General features: G+C 60.0%; 16 protein-coding genes and 1 tRNA gene. 3 read left to right on the top strand and 14 right to left on the bottom strand.

Features of this window, described 5'->3' with window-relative positions; translation table 11 throughout:
- Positions 1 to 24: 24 nt before the first annotated feature.
- From J5W70_RS07980 to J5W70_RS07970, 3 genes are all read left to right on the top strand, one after another.
- Positions 25 to 101: transfer RNA gene (locus J5W70_RS07980), tRNA-Pro, on the top strand.
- A 357-nt stretch (positions 102 to 458) separates the two neighbouring features.
- A complete protein-coding gene (locus J5W70_RS12910; protein ID WP_022396171.1) occupies positions 459 to 1,208 on the top strand; it encodes a phage tail protein in 750 nt (249 codons plus the stop codon).
- A 419-nt stretch (positions 1,209 to 1,627) separates the two neighbouring features.
- Positions 1,628 to 2,581 (top strand): retropepsin-like aspartic protease, encoded by a 954-nt coding sequence (locus tag J5W70_RS07970; protein ID WP_215832705.1) that lies wholly within the window; start codon positions 1,628 to 1,630, stop codon positions 2,579 to 2,581.
- Between the two features lie 22 nt (positions 2,582 to 2,603).
- Here J5W70_RS07970 and J5W70_RS07965 read toward each other — a convergent pair whose 3' ends face one another.
- From J5W70_RS07965 to J5W70_RS07900, 14 genes are read right to left on the bottom strand one after another with little or no spacing between them, the layout of a single operon-like run.
- Entirely contained in the window at positions 2,604 to 3,671 is a 1,068-nt protein-coding gene (locus J5W70_RS07965; RefSeq protein WP_022396173.1) for a glycosyltransferase family 2 protein, read from the bottom strand.
- A gap of 19 nt (positions 3,672 to 3,690) precedes the next feature.
- Complete coding sequence (locus tag J5W70_RS07960) at positions 3,691 to 4,074, bottom strand: glycosyltransferase (RefSeq protein WP_257228535.1); 384 nt, start codon at positions 4,072 to 4,074, stop codon at positions 3,691 to 3,693.
- 22 nt (positions 4,075 to 4,096) lie between these two features.
- Positions 4,097 to 4,852 (bottom strand): glycosyltransferase, encoded by a 756-nt coding sequence (locus J5W70_RS07955; protein WP_215841904.1) that lies wholly within the window; start codon positions 4,850 to 4,852, stop codon positions 4,097 to 4,099.
- Between the two features lie 5 nt (positions 4,853 to 4,857).
- Complete coding sequence (locus tag J5W70_RS07950; RefSeq protein WP_022396175.1) at positions 4,858 to 5,748, bottom strand: glycosyltransferase family 2 protein; 891 nt, start codon at positions 5,746 to 5,748, stop codon at positions 4,858 to 4,860.
- Entirely contained in the window at positions 5,745 to 6,863 is a 1,119-nt protein-coding gene (locus J5W70_RS07945) for a glycosyltransferase (RefSeq protein WP_215832704.1), read from the bottom strand. Before J5W70_RS07945 ends, J5W70_RS07950 begins: the two co-directional genes overlap by 4 nt.
- Positions 6,860 to 7,900: a glycosyltransferase family 2 protein gene (locus tag J5W70_RS07940; protein WP_022396177.1), complete on the bottom strand. Its 1,041-nt coding sequence runs from the start codon at positions 7,898 to 7,900 to the stop codon at positions 6,860 to 6,862. Before J5W70_RS07940 ends, J5W70_RS07945 begins: the two co-directional genes overlap by 4 nt.
- Positions 7,897 to 9,012 carry a glycosyltransferase family 4 protein gene (locus J5W70_RS07935; RefSeq protein ID WP_022396178.1) on the bottom strand — a complete coding sequence of 372 codons (1,116 nt, stop codon included), beginning with the start codon at positions 9,010 to 9,012 and terminating at the stop codon, positions 7,897 to 7,899. The genes J5W70_RS07940 and J5W70_RS07935 overlap by 4 nt, the downstream gene beginning before the upstream one ends.
- 1 nt (position 9,013) lies before the next feature.
- Positions 9,014 to 10,201 carry a glycosyltransferase gene (locus J5W70_RS07930; protein ID WP_215832703.1) on the bottom strand — a complete coding sequence of 396 codons (1,188 nt, stop codon included), beginning with the start codon at positions 10,199 to 10,201 and terminating at the stop codon, positions 9,014 to 9,016.
- Entirely contained in the window at positions 10,198 to 11,712 is a 1,515-nt protein-coding gene (locus tag J5W70_RS07925) for a lipopolysaccharide biosynthesis protein (RefSeq protein ID WP_022396180.1), read from the bottom strand. The genes J5W70_RS07930 and J5W70_RS07925 overlap by 4 nt, the downstream gene beginning before the upstream one ends.
- On the bottom strand, positions 11,709 to 12,899 hold the full coding sequence (locus J5W70_RS07920; protein WP_022396181.1) for a glycoside hydrolase family 88 protein: 1,191 nt from the start codon (positions 12,897 to 12,899) through the stop codon (positions 11,709 to 11,711). Before J5W70_RS07920 ends, J5W70_RS07925 begins: the two co-directional genes overlap by 4 nt.
- Positions 12,896 to 14,059 (bottom strand): polysaccharide pyruvyl transferase family protein, encoded by a 1,164-nt coding sequence (locus tag J5W70_RS07915; protein WP_022396182.1) that lies wholly within the window; start codon positions 14,057 to 14,059, stop codon positions 12,896 to 12,898. The genes J5W70_RS07920 and J5W70_RS07915 overlap by 4 nt, the downstream gene beginning before the upstream one ends.
- The gene (locus J5W70_RS07910) at positions 14,052 to 15,077 is read right to left on the bottom strand and encodes a glycosyltransferase family 2 protein (protein WP_022396183.1); all 1,026 of its coding nucleotides are present in this window, start codon (positions 15,075 to 15,077) and stop codon (positions 14,052 to 14,054) included. The genes J5W70_RS07915 and J5W70_RS07910 overlap by 8 nt, the downstream gene beginning before the upstream one ends.
- 6 nt (positions 15,078 to 15,083) lie before the next feature.
- Positions 15,084 to 16,232: a glycosyltransferase gene (locus J5W70_RS07905; RefSeq protein WP_022396184.1), complete on the bottom strand. Its 1,149-nt coding sequence runs from the start codon at positions 16,230 to 16,232 to the stop codon at positions 15,084 to 15,086.
- Positions 16,229 to 17,362, bottom strand: a complete 1,134-nt coding sequence (locus J5W70_RS07900; RefSeq protein WP_022396185.1) for a glycosyltransferase — start codon at positions 17,360 to 17,362, stop codon at positions 16,229 to 16,231. The genes J5W70_RS07905 and J5W70_RS07900 overlap by 4 nt, the downstream gene beginning before the upstream one ends.
- Between the last annotated feature and the right edge of the window lie 12 nt (positions 17,363 to 17,374).

Below are 17,374 nucleotides of genomic sequence, written 5' to 3'. Positions count from 1 at the left end.
CGGCCCCGGTCGGTCCGATTTTATCGGGTTGTAGCGCAGTCTGGTAGCGCACCTGCATGGGGTGCAGGGGGTCGCAGGTTCGAATCCTGTCAACCCGACCACTTTTAACCGCTGTAAGTTGAAAAGCTTACGGCGGTTTTTCATTTTCCGGCATATTGAAATAATTGCCGTCCGCCTGCCTCTCAACATCATGGGGATGTGGGTCTTTCTATCCATGAACCCGCGTCAATGCGGAAAAATTAGGAAAAGGAAAAAAGGACGTGGAATCGTTGTATTCTGCCCATTTGGCGTTTCCGCCTGACGTTGCATGCGGGATGACTTCTTTTTGAAATACATGCAAATTCCTTTCGCAAGGTGTCTGTCCTGAAACAGGTTCCCGAGTAATCAGGAGATATGTATCCAAGGAAAAACAGGATGTTCACCAGCCGGGGTTATCCCGAACCAATTAGACAACAATCATGAATGAGATTATCACGATTAACGGAATCCTGATGACCACGCAGAATGAATTTTCCGCTCATGCAGGAAACGCAAGCATTCACGTCACGGCACAGGAAAAGGAAAAATGGAACTCAGGCGGTCAAGGACCTAAAGGAGACAAGGGCGATCCGGGAGCCCCGGGACCGGAAGGCCCCCAAGGCCCCAAGGGTGAACCCGGCATCCAGGGCCCTGCCGGTCCACAGGGCCCCAAAGGGGACAAGGGAGATAAAGGGGATGCAGGTCCCGAAGGTCCGCAAGGTTCCAGCGTGCCTCCTGGCTGCTTCATGTGGTTCTGCGGCAGCGTAGCGCCGGCGGGCTGGCTGGAATGCAATGGGACAATTCTCCAAATCAGTCAGTATCCGGAATTGTACGCGGCAATCAGCACCACCTATGGCGGCGACGGCGTAACTACCTTCGCCCTTCCCGACTTGACAAAAGACAGCGGGCTGTTCATCCGTTCCACTTCTACAGAGAGAACTGTAGGTAGCGTGCAAGGGGATGCTATCCGCAATATTACAGGGAAACTGCAAACAAATATTTCAATTGGCCCATCAGGGGGAACTGGCGTGTTTTCAAAAATGACAGGTAAAAATCAAACATACGGAGGACATACACAATATACGGACAGATTTACCAGCACTCTGATTTTTGACGCCTCCGACTCTGTTCCGACGGCCGACGAAAACCGCCCTGTCAATATGGCTTTGATACCCATTATCAAGTACTAGACTATATCTATTAATAAAAACATTACAGTTGGTTGAATCTCACGCCTGTTTTATCTTTTACCCAAAGGAATATTTGAACGCTTCAGCGTCAAAACCAGTGGCAGCAACCATCTCCAACCGCCGCGAGTATCCTGCTTTCGGCGGTTTTTCTTTCCATTTAAGGGACGAATAGAGCCTTTCTTTACTCAGAAGCTGTATTTCACCATCATGTAATGAAACGAATTACATTTGCATCCATCCTTCTTCTGAAAAAAGAATATTCTTAATATTTGATGAAAAACATTTTTTACACTGTTGGCTCCGGTAGTCTCCTGCTATAAACCACCTGTTGCTGAACAAAAGATAGGCTGACATCGTAAAATGTCCGGACATCTGTTCTCATGAAAAACCCCACCTCACTGGTATAAAAGATAATGCGTATGAAAAAAATCCTGTCGTTTCTGTCTATTTTACTGGTCCCTTTTTTCCCTGCACAGGCGGCCAATGTTCCTATTGACAGCATTCCCTTTGAGCTGGGCACTGCCAGCCGCATTTACGTGAAGGGGAGCGTCAATGGCAGCCGTCCCCTGCGTTTTCTTTTTGATACCGGAGCCACATCCATGGTCATCAGCACCAATTCCCTGAAAGGCGTTCCCATGGAATTCAACGAGACCGTCGTCAACCATGGCGCCACAGGGTCCGATGAAGTACGCGCGAGCACGGAGAACAAATTCACCATCGGAGGACGAAGCCTGGAGCACGTTCCCTTTATTGCCATTCCCTATTCACCGGACCAGTGGGACGGCGTGCTGGGCCTCTGGTTCATCCAACGGCAGGTAACGGAAGTGAATTACACGGACCGGAAGATTTACCTGTACCCGCACGGTTCCTATACGCCGCCGGCGAATGCCATCCGCCTGAAGATTGAGTACGTGATGGGCGTTCCGATTGTCCCCGCACAAGTGACGGTCAACGGGAAAACCTACCAGCTCCGTTTATCCGTGGATACCGGCTCTGACCGTGTCCTGGACCTCAATACGCCTTTCGTCAAAAAACATCATTTGCTGGGCAGCCAAAAGCCGTTTTCCCTTTCCCGCATTTCCAGTTCGGATTCCCATACCGGGGTTCTGGAAAACGTCATGTTCGACAGCATCCAACTGGGCGGCTGCAAGCTCCCCCTCATCCCCGGCGCCTTCTCCACCGTCACCAGCGGTATTCAGAGCATCGCGGAAATGGACGGCGTCATGGGCAACAACCTGCTAAAACGGTTCAACATGGTCTATGATTCCCGGGAAGGGTATATTTACCTGATTCCCAACAATCTGCTTTACACCCCGTTTTACGACTGTCTGCTCCGTCCGCAGCCGGCCCCGGCCCTTTCCCCCGGGAAGTAAGGCGTTCCGTCAACGCTCCACCCTACCGGGCACTTCCGCGCAGGTTGATGATGCGGGTGCAGAGGTCCACCAGCTTCGTTCCCAGCCGGGAATGCAGGACCCGGTAGATGCCGAAGAGGGCGCACCGAACGCGGAAGTCGTTCCCTTTCGCAATGTGTCTCAACAGGCGGAAGGGGGATTCCGGGGATTTGACGAACTCACGCCATTCATATTTGTCCAGTAGCGTCCGGACGGCGTCCAGAGCCTCCTTTTTTTCTGCCGCCGTCTGGTTCAACAGGTTGGAGGAAAAGAGCTGGATGCTGCCGTTCAGCCAGTTCAGCACCGTAATCCCGGCTCTTTCCAGCACGCCCTGTTCCCGGTAGGCCGCCGCAATCAGGTCAATGCGTTCCAGAGCCGGATAAAAGCCGGAACCCTTTTTGTCCGGGGCCTTGTACACGTTCACCAGGGAGTCCGGGCGGGTAGGACGGTAGATGTACAGGCAGTCCGGTATTTTCACGATTCTTTTCACATAGGGCTGGAGCAGGTTGTTGAAGAGGGCGTCGCTCCCCTGCCGCATCCCCGCCCTGAAGCGCAGACCCGTCTTTTTCAGGAATTCCGCCCGGTACAGCTTGTCCCAGCACAGTTCGCTGAACGGCCCCATCGTCGTGAAGTCATAGTTACCGCAATGCCATTCCGGGCATTGCAGGCCGTTGAGCATGCTCCAGCGGACGGAGAGGGGCATGTCCCCCGCAATCGTCGCCCCCATGCACGCCACGTCCGCCCGGTATTCCTCCGCCGCCAGATACAGGCGCTGGAACATGACGGGGGAAATGTAGTCGTCCGGGTCCACAAAGCCGATGTATTCCCCGGAAGCCGCATCCAGCCCGGCGTTCCGCGCCGCCGCCACGCCCGCATTCGGCTGGTCGATGACGACGAACCGTTCATCCGCGGCTTCATATTCCCTCAGGATGTCCAGGGTTCCATCCCCGGAGCCGTCGTTGATGCAGATGATTTGAATGTCCCGGAGCGTCTGGGAGCAGACGGTATCCAGGCATTTTTTCATGAAGGGGGCTACGTTGTAGCAGGGAATGATGATGGAAACGAGCGGCATGTTTTTATGAAAATAAAGGTTAGCGTGATGAAGAAGAGTTTAATTGACGGAAGAGGTCCATCCACGCGGCGCAGACGGGATCCATCGCATAACGGGCCGCCTTGTTCCGGGCGGCTTCCCCCAGGCGGCTCCTTAGCTCCGGCTGTTCCATCAGCCGGATGATGGCGCGGGCCAGGGCGTCCGTATCCCCGGGGGGAACCAGCAAGCCGTCTTCTTCCGGGGAAATGACGTCCCGCGGACCGCACGGGCATTCAAAAGCCACGCACGGCACGCCGCACGCCATGGCTTCCACCAGCACCATGCCGAAGCCTTCAAAGAGGGAGGGGAATACCAGCATGGAGGATTGAAGCAGTTTTTCCTGCACCTCCCCTGTGGCTCCGCGCAGCAGCACGTTTTTTTCCAGCCCTTTTCCCCGGACCAGGCGTTCAAGAGAACCGCGCTCCGGACCGTCCCCCCCAAATTTCCAGTTTCCAGTCCGGATGAACGGCGGCCACTTTTTCCCACGCGCGTACCAGCAGGCCGAATCCCTTCACCGGAACCAGCCGCCCAACGGCCACAGCCCGCGGACGTTCCAGGGGAGCAACCCGCTCCGGCCGCCATACGCACGGATTGGGGATGACATGCACTCCCCGCCTGCCCTTCCAGTTTTCTTCCCGGTCCTGCCGGGTGAGAACGACGGTAGCGTCATAGGTTCCCCTGCGGAGGCCGAATTCATAGAAGTCGGAAAGAGCAGCCATTACGCGCGCACGGATTCCCCCCTGAAGCCGCGCATAGTCCTTCCGGTACGTTCCGGAGTAGTGGAATTCGCGCACGGTTTTCCACGGCTTGTCGCGCGACAGGCGCGGTATCATGAATTTTTCCGACTGCCCGACGGAGACGACTATATCCGGACGGAGTTCATCCAGCGCCTTCCGCAGAGCTTTCGCATGCCTCCTGCGCCGGACCAGAATGCCCTTCAGCACATACAGGAATCCCTTCCAGTCGTCCTCATAGTAGTTCACACCCAGGTGAACCACCTTCACGCCCGGAGGGAGGGAGGAAGCGGTCCGCCGGGAATCATTGGCCGTCACCAGCATTATTTCATTGCCGGGGATGGCAGCCAGGGCGGCAGCCTTGGCGCGGGTCACGGCCTGAATGCCGCCCGCCGCGTCCAGATCATCCAGTACATAGGCTATTTTCATTTCCGTTATTCCTTTCTTCCGTTTTTGGCCAGAATGAGTCCTGTCAGGACCACTCCGAACGGCAGGGCCGCCAGAGTCAGCAACGGTCGCGGTGATTCCCGCAAAAAACCCGGATTGCGGGCCAGCAGGGAGGCGGAGACGTAATGAACCGCCTCCATGAACCGCCGACGCCGGGAGGGCTGGTATTTCATTCCCTCCTTCCGCAGAAAGGCGAATCCCCGCGGGTTGAGCACGTATTGGCGGAACATGTTCCTGGAGGAGCCGTCCTCCCGGTATTCCACCAGGCAAAGCACCTTGTTCATCGTAAGCAGCGGGGCGACGCGGTCCGCCAGCATGTACTTGTAGCCCAGCCCCACGTATTTTTCACCGGGAAAGACGGGATACGGCGGCAATTGCTTCATCAGCGCGGTGCGGTACACCAGCTTCTTGTCTCCGCGGCCTCCCGCCGCATAAAACCCGGTCAATGTGGTTTCCTGCACATCCCCTGCAAAGGCCGTGCCGATGAGTTCCCCCGTCTTCACGTCCGCATCCAGCCCTGCCAGTCCGGCCACACGGTCACTTCCGTGACGTTCCCAGAATTCCAGAATGGAGGCCACGGCGTCTTCCGGCATCAGGTCGTCGGAATCCAGGCAGACATTGAGTTCCGTGTCCATCAATTCATACGCGGCATTGTGGGCGGCATGCATGCCTCCGTTTTCCTGATGGTGGCAGCGTATGTCCAGCGCGCCTTCCCGCATCCATTCCTTCACCAGTTCCTTCGTGCCGTCGGTGGAGCCGTCGTCCACCACCAGCCAGATAAAATCACGGCAGGTCTGCCGCCGCAGGCTTTCATAGCAGTGGCGCAGGCAGTCCGCCCTGTTGAAGGAGGGCGTGAAGACGGTGAGCAGGGGTTTCATGCTTCACCTCCCTGTGACAGATAGAGTTCCTGAAGCTTTTCCGCATTGCGGACGATGTCCAGCCCCGCTTCACGGATGAAGGCGGACGCATCCGTCCGTTGCCAGCCGTCCGCCAGTTCCGCTATTTTCCGCGCCCAGGCGGCGGGGGATTTTTTCAGGGACATAAAATTCACATGGCCCGGGACCACCGCTCCATCCCCCGGCACCTGGTCGGACGCCACCACGGGCAGCCCCGCCGCCTGCGCTTCCAGCATCGCAATGCCGAAGCCTTCAAACCGGGAGGGGAAGACAAAGACATCCATCCCCTGCACCAGGGCGGCAACGTCATCCCTGCCGCCCAGCAGGCGGATGCTTCCGTCCCATTCAGGCCGCTCCGCCTCCTGCCGGATCCTGCCCTCTCCTTCCCCGCCGCTTCCCACCAGCGCCAGCAGGGCGTCCGGCCTTACCGCCAGCAGGGCGCGGAAGACGCGCAGCAGGAATTCGTGGTTTTTGGGCCAGGAAAAATTGCCGATGTGGCCCACTACCAGCCTGCCTTCCCAGCCCATTTCCTTCCGCACCCGCTCCCGGACCTCCGGGGAATAGGTGAACCGCCCCGCGTCAATGGCGTTCCGGACGACGATGGCGTCACGCGCGCCCCTGCGGCCGAAAAGCCAGCGCCCGCACAGTTCGTTACATGTGAACCGGTGGGTCAGGCAGGGACGCATCAGGTGCTTGAGCACGAAGCGGAACAGGGAGTTTTTATCAATTCCTACCGGAGAGCTGTGGGCATGCGCCGCAATGAAAGGAATGTTCCGCGCCGCCGCCTCACGATATACCCAGTAGCCCAGCTCGGAACAGTGGCCGTGAACCATCCTGTATTCCGGATGTCCGTCAAAAAAAGCCGCTATTTTTTCCTGATACGCCGCCAGACCGCGCAGGGTGATGGGCGGCAGCCTGTAAATCCGCCCTCCCAGCCTCCGGATTTCCTCTTCATAAATGCCGGGCGTCTCCCGGTGCACCAGAAAGTCAAACTGGAGCTTGCCGCGGTCCATGCGGCGGTAATAGTTCATCACCATCGTTTCCGCTCCGCCGCGGTTCATGATGGTGAATACCATGAGCACTCGTTGAGGGGTCATTTTGCCAGAATTTTTTTAATGGTCAGAAGAAGCAGGTACAAACCGGGGACGAACCCCAGCTTCACGGTCAGGAAAAACGCTTTCCAGTGGGGAGGGAGAGATGCTGTGGGTAGTCCTTTCACCGCCTCCCGGCACCAATCCCGTTTCAGCAGTTCATGGAGAATACGGCATTTCCGGAAGGAGGAGGCCGGAGCGTCGCAGACGTTCAAGCCCAGGAAAATGACGGAGAGCGCCATGCGGTTCCGCAGGGCCTGCTCCGCTTCCGGATAAGCTCCGCTTTCCCGCACCTGCCGCTCCATCCGGCGGAAGAGTTCCTCCCACTGGTCCGCCAGCTCCGGCTTGTACCGCTTGGTCAGGGCTCCCGCCGCCGTCTTCCGGTAATGGTAGAAGGTGGTGGGGATGTACACCGCCCTGCGGGCCGCCCGGAACAGGGAAAGATTGCAGAGCACGTCTTCCGCGGAGCCGATCAGGGCCGTGTCCACGAAGGAGGCTTCCCCTTCCCGGAACAGGGAACGCCTGTAGAGCTTGCCCCAGGCCGTACCGTAGGAGTCCAGCCGTTCCGGACGCCCCAGTTCAGCCCCGGACGGCCCCAGGAGCCGGTTCCTCAGCCATTCCATGGATTCCCCTTCAAACACCCGCTCCTCGCGCCAGAACAGCACCGGGGCGGACGTCGTTCCATATTCCCTGGCATAGCTCCAGAACACGATGTCCGCGTCCCTTCCCAGCATGGCTTCCATCGCGTCCGCGCACGCGTGTTCGTCCAGCCAGTCGTCCGCGTCCACAAACATCACGTATTCCCCTTCCGCCAGCTCCAGCCCGGCATTCCGGGAGGCGGACAAGCCGGAGTTTTCCCGGCAAGCCACCTGTACCCGGCCATCCCGGCGGCGCAGTTCTTCCAGCATGTCCCCACTGGAGTCCGTGGAACCGTCATTCACGCAGATGACCTGAATATCCCGGTACGTCTGGTTCAGAATGCTTTCCATGCAGCGGGAAAGATAAGCCTCCGCGTTATAGACGGGAACGATGACGGAAATCACGGCTTGCCCCCTTTCCTTTCCTGAAGGATGCGGCGGAACAGGCCGTCCCATTGGGCCGCCACCGTTTCAGCCGCGTACCGCTTCACATTTTCCCGCGCTTTCGCGGCCATGGAGGAGCGCAGTTTTTCATTCCCCATCAGAAGTTCCAGGGCGGAAGCCAGTTCCGCCACCTTTCCCGGCCGCGCCAGAAGGCCGTCCTCCCCATGGCGGATGATGTCGCCGGGGCCGCAGGGGCAGTCAAAGGCCACGCACGGCACGCCGCACGCCATGGCCTCAGCCAGCATCATGCCGAAGCCTTCATACCGGGAAGACATGGCGCAGATGGAAGACCGCAGATATTCCCGCATGATCCTCCGGGTGGGCGGATGCAGCAGAAAACTTTCTTCCAGCCCTTCCCGGCGTATTTCCTCCCTCAGCTTTCCACCATCCCGCTCCGCTCCGAACAGCTCCAGCTTCCATTCCGGAAATTTACCGTGCGCCTTTTTCCAGGCGGCCAGAAGCGCTCCGTAGTTTTTCTGGGGGGAAACCTTGCCGACGGCAATCACCCTTTTTTCTTTTCCGGAAGAGGGTGCCTCCGGATAAAACGGCAGGGGATTGGGAATCACCTCCACATTCGCCATGGGCCATTCCTCCCGGTTGCCGGGCGTCAGCACCACAAAACGGGAGAAGCGTTTTCCCAGGAACCGCATCAGGGCGAATTCCAGTTTCATGAGAGCGGAAGATTTCAGGCCGTCCGCCTGAATCAGCCGGGAAACGTGGCGTTCATAGACCACGGGGCAGCCGCAGCCCGTCAGCAGGAAGGGAATCCAGAACCCCTTGAAGCCGTCGTCGCAAACGGAAACGACAGCAGGCTTGACGGCGCGCACCGCCTTCCGAACGCCGCTTGCCCAGGCCTTCAGCCTCGCGGCGGGATTTCCCTGCATGCGCACGTCATGGACGTGAATGCCGGGCCAGAAGTCATAAAAAGGCTCCTTTCCTTCTTCATTCAGCGTCAGGATATGGATTTCATCCCCGTACCGTTCCGCCAGCAGGCGCGTCCGGACGGAGAGCACCCGTTCCAGCCCTCCCGCTCCGGCGATGCCGTTGGTGATGTATAAAAGCCGTCTTCCCATGTCAGATCAATGCCTCCAGTTTCAGGATTTCATTACGGTTGCCGTAGTCACGCCTCCGGCATTCCGCAGACAGGCTTTCCAGGCGCGCGTCATCCTTCAGCAGCCGGAACAGGGCCAGCGCGGCGCCTTCCTCGTCATTCGGGATGATGACTCCGTCCACGCCGTCTTCCAGATGCCCGGCAGAGGTCGGAAAGTTTGTAATGGCTACGGGCCGTCCCAATATCTGCGCCTCCCTCACCGCCACGGCCCTTCCCTCATACCGGGACGGCTGCACATACAGCCCGCAGGCGGCCATGTACGGGTAGGGGTTGGCCTTTTTACCCAGAATGACCACGTGTTCTCGCATGCCGCAGGCGGCAATTTCACGGCGCAGGGACATTTCATCCCCGTAGCCGATGAGGTACCAGCGCAGTTTTTCCATCCCCATTGCCACCAGGCGCGCGGCCAGCCTGACGGCGCGGTCCATCCCCTTGGCATGGGAGAACCTTCCCACGGTGCACAGGGACGGGGCCCCCTCCATCACGGCGGAAACGTCTTCCAGAGCGGCCTGTTCCCTCACCGCTTCCGGGGAAACGATGTTCTGCATCTCCACCAGCTTATCCTCCAGTTCCGGAAAGCGGGACAGGAAGCCCCTCCCGGCCTGGGGGGAAATGGAGATGATGCGGTCATAGCTGCGCCACACCGGCAATTCACGCTCCACATTGATTCCGATGGAGGAGTAGTCCGTATGAATCCAGGCTATTTTCCTGCGGGCCAGCACCTTGTCCCGGACGATGCGGTGGGGCGTCAGGAAGCTGATGGCCAAGTCATACACGCCCAGCTTTTTCAGGGAAGGAAGAAACGGGGAGACGGCGGCGGCGGCATCGTCAAAGACGGCGTAGTTTTCACGGCCTTCCAGCCGTTTTCCAAAACGGGCGGAACGCCGCTTGGCCCACAGGCGCGCGGCGGCAATGCCCAGCCTCCCTTCCTTCAGGATGTCCTTTACCGGACGGGACAGCGCACGGTAGGAGGGAAGTTCCGGCAGAAGGTTCACTTTATCCGGAATCAGCGGCATCAGCTCTCCGGAATGGCGGTAAACAAACAGGTCCACGCGGAAGCGGGAGGCGTCCAGCGCATCCAGCAGCCCCAGCAGAGCGCGTTCCGCGCCCCCCAGCTCCATGTATTGAATGGCTATGAATATACGTTTCATCTGCATGCCAGCGTGCGCATGTGGCCCATCAGCCCGCGGAAGGGGGACGTCCTGAACAGCACGAGTACGTCCAGCCCCAGCGGAATGACTACGGAAATAATGCCCCACATGAACAGGTCCGCCAGGGGGGAGGAAAAATAGGAACGGGCGCAGAGGGGATACGTCAGCGCATATCCCGCCGCCGCCAGCAGCAGGTACCATCCGTACGTGATGAAGTACCGCCTCAGGGGCTGGTGGAATACATGCCTGTACACCAGCCGGGGGAATTGCCAGACGCCTATGGAGAGAAGGCTGAGCGTCGCGGCCAGCAGCACGCCCGTAATCCCCCACCACTGCACCAGCGTGACGGAAAGCGCGACGTTGATCACGCCCTGGAGAAGCGGGGAGTACCGGTCCTGGTGGAAGATGCCCGCCTTGGTCTTGAACACCATGGCGGAACGCCTCATGCCCACCACGAAGAAGTTCAGGATGATGACGAACGAGCAGGCCCCGGAGAGCATGTATTCAGGCCCCAGCCACCAGACGATGAAGGGATTCAGCGTGTTCAGCAGAACGATGGAGGACACCCCTGAAATCAGGAAGTTAATCAGGAAAACCCTCTTGAAAATCTCGTACACATGCCCTCTGTCCTCACTGGCGATCAGGTTGCCCACGCTTTCCGCCATGCTGTTGATCACCTGCATGATGAAGGTGGAGATGGTTCCCACCACCAGCATGTAGTTGGAATAGAAGCCCACCGCCGCCAGCCCCACGAAGCTGGAGATGACGATGTTGCTGGTGGAGTGCATGAAGTAGCCGCCCACGCTATGCAGGAACAGGGCCTTGACGTTGACGACGATCTGGCTTTTCGTCACGGCGTCCAGGGCATGGGAGACCCTGCTCCTGACGTAGGGGTACAGGGCATCCACCTTGCGCACCATCGCCACGTTGAACCCCGCCAGGAACAGGGATTCCACCACCAGGTACAGGACGTAGTTGCCCGTCCAGTACAGGATGGCCAGCTTGGACAGGTTCAGCCCCACCTGGTAGATGAAGTTGATGGCGCCCAGCCTGTAATTTTTCTGGTCCGCGTTGATGAGGGAATTCTTGTACGCCGTCAGGTACGGCAGGATGGAGTTGAAGACGAAGATGAAATAAACCAGCGCCAGGTAGTCCAGATGCCCCTCGTCCTTGATGAAGCAGCCAAGGAACGGATACAGGCACAGGCACAGCACAAACACGGCGGCGGCAATGATGCGGTACACCTTGCGGTAAAATTGCAGCAGGGCCAGAATCCGCGGCCGGTCATTCTCCGCCAGAGGCTTGTAGAGGTGAAAAACCACGCTTGTCCCGAAGCCGGATTCCAGCAGCGTCACCGCCGCCAGGATGTTGGTCAGCAGGCCGTTGAGGCCCAGGTACTCCACCCCTATTTCATTGACAAACAGCTTGCGCGTCACAAAGCCCAGCAGGGTCATCGTGACCATCAGGCTGATGGTCACCAGAAAGTTCTTGCCGGAGTTCAGCGTTCTCACGCCTTCCCCTCCTCCCCGTTTAGTTCCACGCTCAGCCGCAGGGCCATTCCCTGGGCGAACGGCATCAGGCTCCACACGTCGGAATACATGCCGATGCCCTTGGTATCCCCCTGGCACATGTCCAGCACGCCGTTGCGGCGCGTCACCCCCATCAGCGCCTTTTCCGCACGGAAGGCGGCTTTCAGAAAACGCTCCTCTCCGGAAATGCGGTAGGCGGCCAGCAGCAGAAGGCCCAGCAGGGCCGTTCCGGAAGATTCAAACACGGATTCCGGCCTGGCGACCATCCAGCCGAAGCCGCCGTTTTTCTTTTGCAGGGGCAGCAGTTCCTCCGCCAGCGCCAGAATGCGCCGGGCCATTCCAGCCGCCTCCGGCCTCCCGTGCCGAGCCATCAGGCGGTAAAGCTCACACAATCCCAGCGCATACCAGCCCAGGCCGCGGGACCAGTCATGCAGCCCCAGCGGATAACCGCGCTCCATCTCAAACCCGTGGGCCGGGAAGGAGGAGCCCGGCAGCAGGGCCACATCATATTCCTCCACCTGCTTCACCGCCAGGTTCCAGTATTCTTCCTTCCCCGTATGCACCGCGCAGGCGGCGGCCAGCGGACACGTCAGGCCGATGGTATCCACATAACGCATGCCGGGCTGCCTGCGCCTGTAGGCCAGCGTTCCCGCCCCCGTCCGCAGGGATTCCAGCAATGCGGCGGAAGCCTCCGCCACCTGGTCCGCCCCGCGGCATCCGGCCTCCAGCACGGCATAATCCAGCAGCAGCCGGTCCACCTCCCACCGTTCCGGGTATGGAACGTCCAGATAATTTTTCACCAGTTCATGTTCTTCCAGACTGCGGCGCAGCTTTTCCTTCAATGCCTCATCCTTCCTGTCCGCGGCATAGGCGTGCAGACCCAGGAACAACCCAGCCGCCTGCCACCCCTGAATGGCGGCGTCCGCGTAGGTTCCCCGCGCCATCTCCCACAGGATGCGCCTGCCCTGGTCCCTCCTGGGCACGGCGGGCATGCGCCGCGTCCATGAGGAGGCCGTCCGGGCCAGAGCCTCCTGCCACGCGCGCCGGTCCTGCCAGCGCCCGATATGGAAACGCCCCGCCAGCGTCCCCAGGAATCGCCAGGCGTCCACGCAAACCACGGCCAGAACCAGCAGGAGCAGGACGGACAAGATGGAAACGTACGCAATCATGACCGCTTCAACAGGGTTGAAAGTTCTTCCGGCAGACGCGCCAGGCGTTCCCGGTACGCGGGGATTTTTTCCGCATAGGCGGCCTTCAGGCCGTCTTCCCTTTCCATCATCCGGACAAACGCCTTCCTCAACTCGCCAGGGTCATCCATCGCCTGCACGGGCAGCACGTGGCCGTCTTCCGTCCCGAACAAATCGCGGGCAATCCCCCTGGCCTTCACGGAATATCCCGCCACCAGCGTGGGAACGCCCGTGGAATAGGCGGCAATGGAGGCGTGGGTACGGGCGGCCACCAGGAAACGGCACCGGGAAATGCAGCCCTTCAATTCCTCACAGGGGGCGTCCCCAACCATAATGACGCGCCCCGTGTGCCGGAAACGCTCCCGCAACGCGCCCAGCGGCTTCCGGTCATCGTTGCCGGGCCACACCACATGGGGGATGAGGGCCACATTCATATCCGTAGCTTCCAGCAGGTATTCCACCAGCCGCACATAGTTTTCCATCACGGACCCGGCCCTTCCCTCATGGCCGATAATCAGGGGGCTGACGTTGATGCCGACCATGTTCCCTTCCTTCCAGCCCTCCGGCAAAGGCCCCTCCTTCACCGGAAGGGCAAACGCCGGGTCCGGGTACAGCACCGTGCGGAGGCACCCGCATTCCAACAGGGCGTCGCAGGTCAGGGTTTCCCTCGCCACAATCAGGTCAAAGGCCCGGAGGTCCTCCAGCATCCGCCCCTTCATATCCTTCCGTTCCAGGGAACACCCCCACAGGACGGTGGGCACGCCGGCGCGGCGCAGCAGGTCGTTCTGCAAATAAATATGCACGGGCTCCCCGTAGCAGTAATTGTCCCCGCCGCTGCACAGGGCCAGGTCCGCACCCTCCTTCACGATGCCGCCGAACGCGAGCCGGTCAAAGGCGTCACGGACGCCCAGCACGCGCCGCCGCAGCCACGCGCCCGCATACCCGGAGGAGCACCTCCGGATGGGCCGCTGTTCCGGCAGCACCCTCACCACTTGTTCCAGCCCATAACGCCTGTCTTCCCCGCACGCGGAGGAGAATAGAACACCCTGTCCGGGACGGAGCAGCAGCATCGTGGACCTGACAATCGCCTCGCAGCCGTGATTGCCGCTGCCTCCATGGGGATATAAAAGAATCTTATGCATGCCCATTCGATTTATTTTTTCCGGCGCGCGCGCCTTCCATCAGCAGGAACAGGCAGAAGGGCCAGCGGTTGAATAAACACATGCTCATCCACCCGGGACAGTGGAACACCCCGGGATAAGCGCGCAGCAGGTTGTTTTCCGGCGTTCCCACAATGGTTCTCACCGCCTTCATGCGCTCCGCCAGGCCGTACCGGTCCCTGAAACGGTAGATTTCAAACAGGGCGTTGTACACCAGCCCCCACCAGCGGAAGGCCAGGTATTCCTCGATTGACGCCCCTTCCAGCCCCCTGGTATGGAAGTACTTCCGCTCCAGGCGGAACTGCCTGACAATCCAGATGAATTTTTCCGGGACAAAACGCGTGGACAGGGTGCCTTCCTCCGCCCGGCGATAGAAGTATCCGGCCTTGTCCACCGTTCTCAAACGCCTGATGTATTTCAGGTACGCCATGTTGAACATCAGGTCCTCTCCATAGGAAACGTCCTCCGGAAAGCGTATGGAATGCCGGGACAGCAGGGTGCGGCGGTACAATTTCACCACCGGGCCAAAAAGCAGGAAGGAACGGAACAGCCGTACCCAGGCTTCCTCCTCTCCGGGCCTGGCGTCCAGTTCCATGGGCTGCGGCACCGTCACTTCATCCTTTTTCCCGGCGCGGACGGAGCACAGCCCTTCCACCACCAGGTCGCAGGCGCCGTCCTCCACGGCGGAGACCAGTTCCTGAAGGTAGGAGGGGGTCACCCAGTCATCCCCGTCAATGAAACACAGCCAGCGGCCGTCCGTTTCCTTCATGCCGCGGTTCCTGGCGGCGGAAACCCCCATGTTCCTGTCCAGATGGATGACCCGGACGCGCTCGTCCCCGGAAGCCAGCCTGTCGCACAGCGGGCCGCTTCCGTCCGTGGAGCCGTCATCCACCAGGCAGACGTCAAAATCCGTGAAGGTCTGGTCCAGCACGGACCCCACGCATTTTTCAAGGAAACGCGCGGCGTTGAACACGGGAATAATGACGGATACGGAGGGCATGGCGGTTCAGCGCGTTTCTTCAAAAAGTTCTTTCACGGCATTCATCTGCCCATCCAGGTCAAACCGGCTTCCCCCGCGGAGCGCCCGCCCGCAATAGTCCCGGCGGTCCGCCTTTCCCGTCAGAATATCTTCCAGGGCGCGGTAAAGCCCCAGCAGGTGGTTTTCCGCAATCAACCCGAATTCCCCGTCCCCAAGCTGCTCCCGGACTCCGGAACACAACGTGGCCGCCACGGGCGTGCCAAGAATCAGGCTCTCGGAAATCACGGTGGAATACCCCTCGCTGCGGGAGGAACAGACCAGCCAGTCCGCCGCCTTCACGTAGGGATACGGATTTTCCAGTTGCCCCAGCAGGGATATCCTGCCCTGCAAGTTCCCCTCCGCGATCATGCGTTCCAGCGTCTTCCTTTCAGGCCCCTCCCCCAGAATCCAGAGATGGAAGGAGAAGCCCTCCTGAGCCAGATAGCGGCACGCCGTCACCAGCCGGTCAAAGCCCTTCTGGCGGACGAGACGGCCGGAAGCGCAGAACAGGACGGCCCCTTCCGGACGTTCCGGAACGGATTTCCCCGCCTTTTCCCGGACGCGCGGAACGTCCACGGGGTTGTAAACCACCCGCGCATCCCGCAAAGGCCCCACCAGCTCCAGCAGGGAGTCCCGGACATTCCGGGAGACGCAGGCCACCGTGTCAAAACGGCGGTAAACGGCCTTTTCCTCTTCCGCGTTCCGGTAGGCCGGCAGCGTCCAGTGGTTGGCGGCCAGGTCAATGTGGACCCAGGCCAGTTTCCGGCTTCCGGCATGGGGGGAGCCGGCGGCTATCCGCGTGGCGTAGCCTTCAATGAAGGCGGCCTCCACGTCATAGGTTCCGCGAATGAACAAGCGGTAGAAAACGGAAGGAGGGAAATGCCTGTAAACCAGCAATTTCAGACCGTTCCGGATTTTGACGAGCAGGCGCGCCCAGGGGCCGTCCTCCTCCCGGAGGGCGTCAAACAGAAAACGGACGGACACATTCCGGGGGTAGCCGGCCGGGATGTCCTCCTTCCTGATGGAATAAACGACCACCTGCCACCGGTTTCCGTTCCAGCGGTTCAGCAGGGTTTGCAGAATTTTTTCCGCACCGCCGCCGGACAGGCTGTTGACAAAAAACGCCACCTTCTTCATTTCATTTCCTCCAGCAAATGCTCCACCTTCCGCACGGCGCTTTCATAAGCAACCTCATCGCCGCCCCGGGCCGCCCTTTCCCTCCAATCTTCACAGGATTCCCTGCCGGAGAGGAAATCCTCCATGCCGCCGGCCAGCGCCTCATCATGATTTTCCACAATGCGCCCGAACTTTCCCATGCCAAGCTGTTCCCGCACGCCGGAACACTCCACGGCCAGAACAGGCAGGCCCAGCGCCAGCGCCTCCGTGACCACGGTGCTCATTCCCTCGCTGCGGGAGCTGCATACGAATACATCGGCAGTGGCCATCCACGGGTAGGGATTCTCCCGGAAGCCGGGCATCAGCACGGAGTCCGCCACTCCCAGAGCCGCCGCCTGGCTTTCCAGCTCCCGCCTCCGGCTCCCTTCCCCCAGAATCACCAGTTCCGCCTGCCATCCGCGCTCCTTCAAGCGGGCCAGCGCGGCAATCAGCCGGTCAAAGCCCTTCTGTTCTTCCAGACGCCCCACGGAAACAAAGCGGAAACACTTTTTTTCCGGCACTTTCTCCGCAGCGGAGGCACCGGAACGCACAGCATCCCGGTCCACCGGATTGTGCAGGACGACGGACCCGGCATGCGCTCCAAAGCGCCGTTCAAACGCTTCCCTGACGGTTTGCGACACATGCGCCACGGTTTGAAAACGGGCGTAAGCCTTCCTTTCCTCCTCCAGCGACCGGAACACCGGCCCCTGCGTCCAGGGCCGGGCCTCCAGGTCCACATGGACCCACGCCAGCCTCCGGGCCTTCCCTTCCGGAGCGGCTGCAAGAAGGCGCGTGGGAAACCCTTCCGTAAAAGCCGCCTCCACATCGTAATCCCCGGCAATGCACCACTTGTAAATCCAGCCCGCAGGCAGAAAACGGTACACCAGAGCGTACTTGAGCCGGTAGAGCCAGCCCCGGCCGCCCACGATGGTGCGGTAATGCGCGTATTTTCCTACTTCCTCCCGGTACGGACCGCAGTCCACCACCGTGCACACCGTCACGTCAAAACGCTCCCGGTCCAGGCCGCGCACCAGCCCGGAGAGAACTTTCTCCGCCCCTCCCCCGGACAGGGATTCCACCAGGAACAGGACTTTCAGACGGGAACGCGGCATAAGACGGGCTTC

Source organism: Akkermansia massiliensis (assembly GCF_018847375.1).
Taxonomy (GTDB): Bacteria; Verrucomicrobiota; Verrucomicrobiia; order Verrucomicrobiales; family Akkermansiaceae; genus Akkermansia; species Akkermansia massiliensis.
Note: the sequence above shows the minus strand (reverse complement) of the source record. Positions and strands in the feature narration are given on the sequence as shown.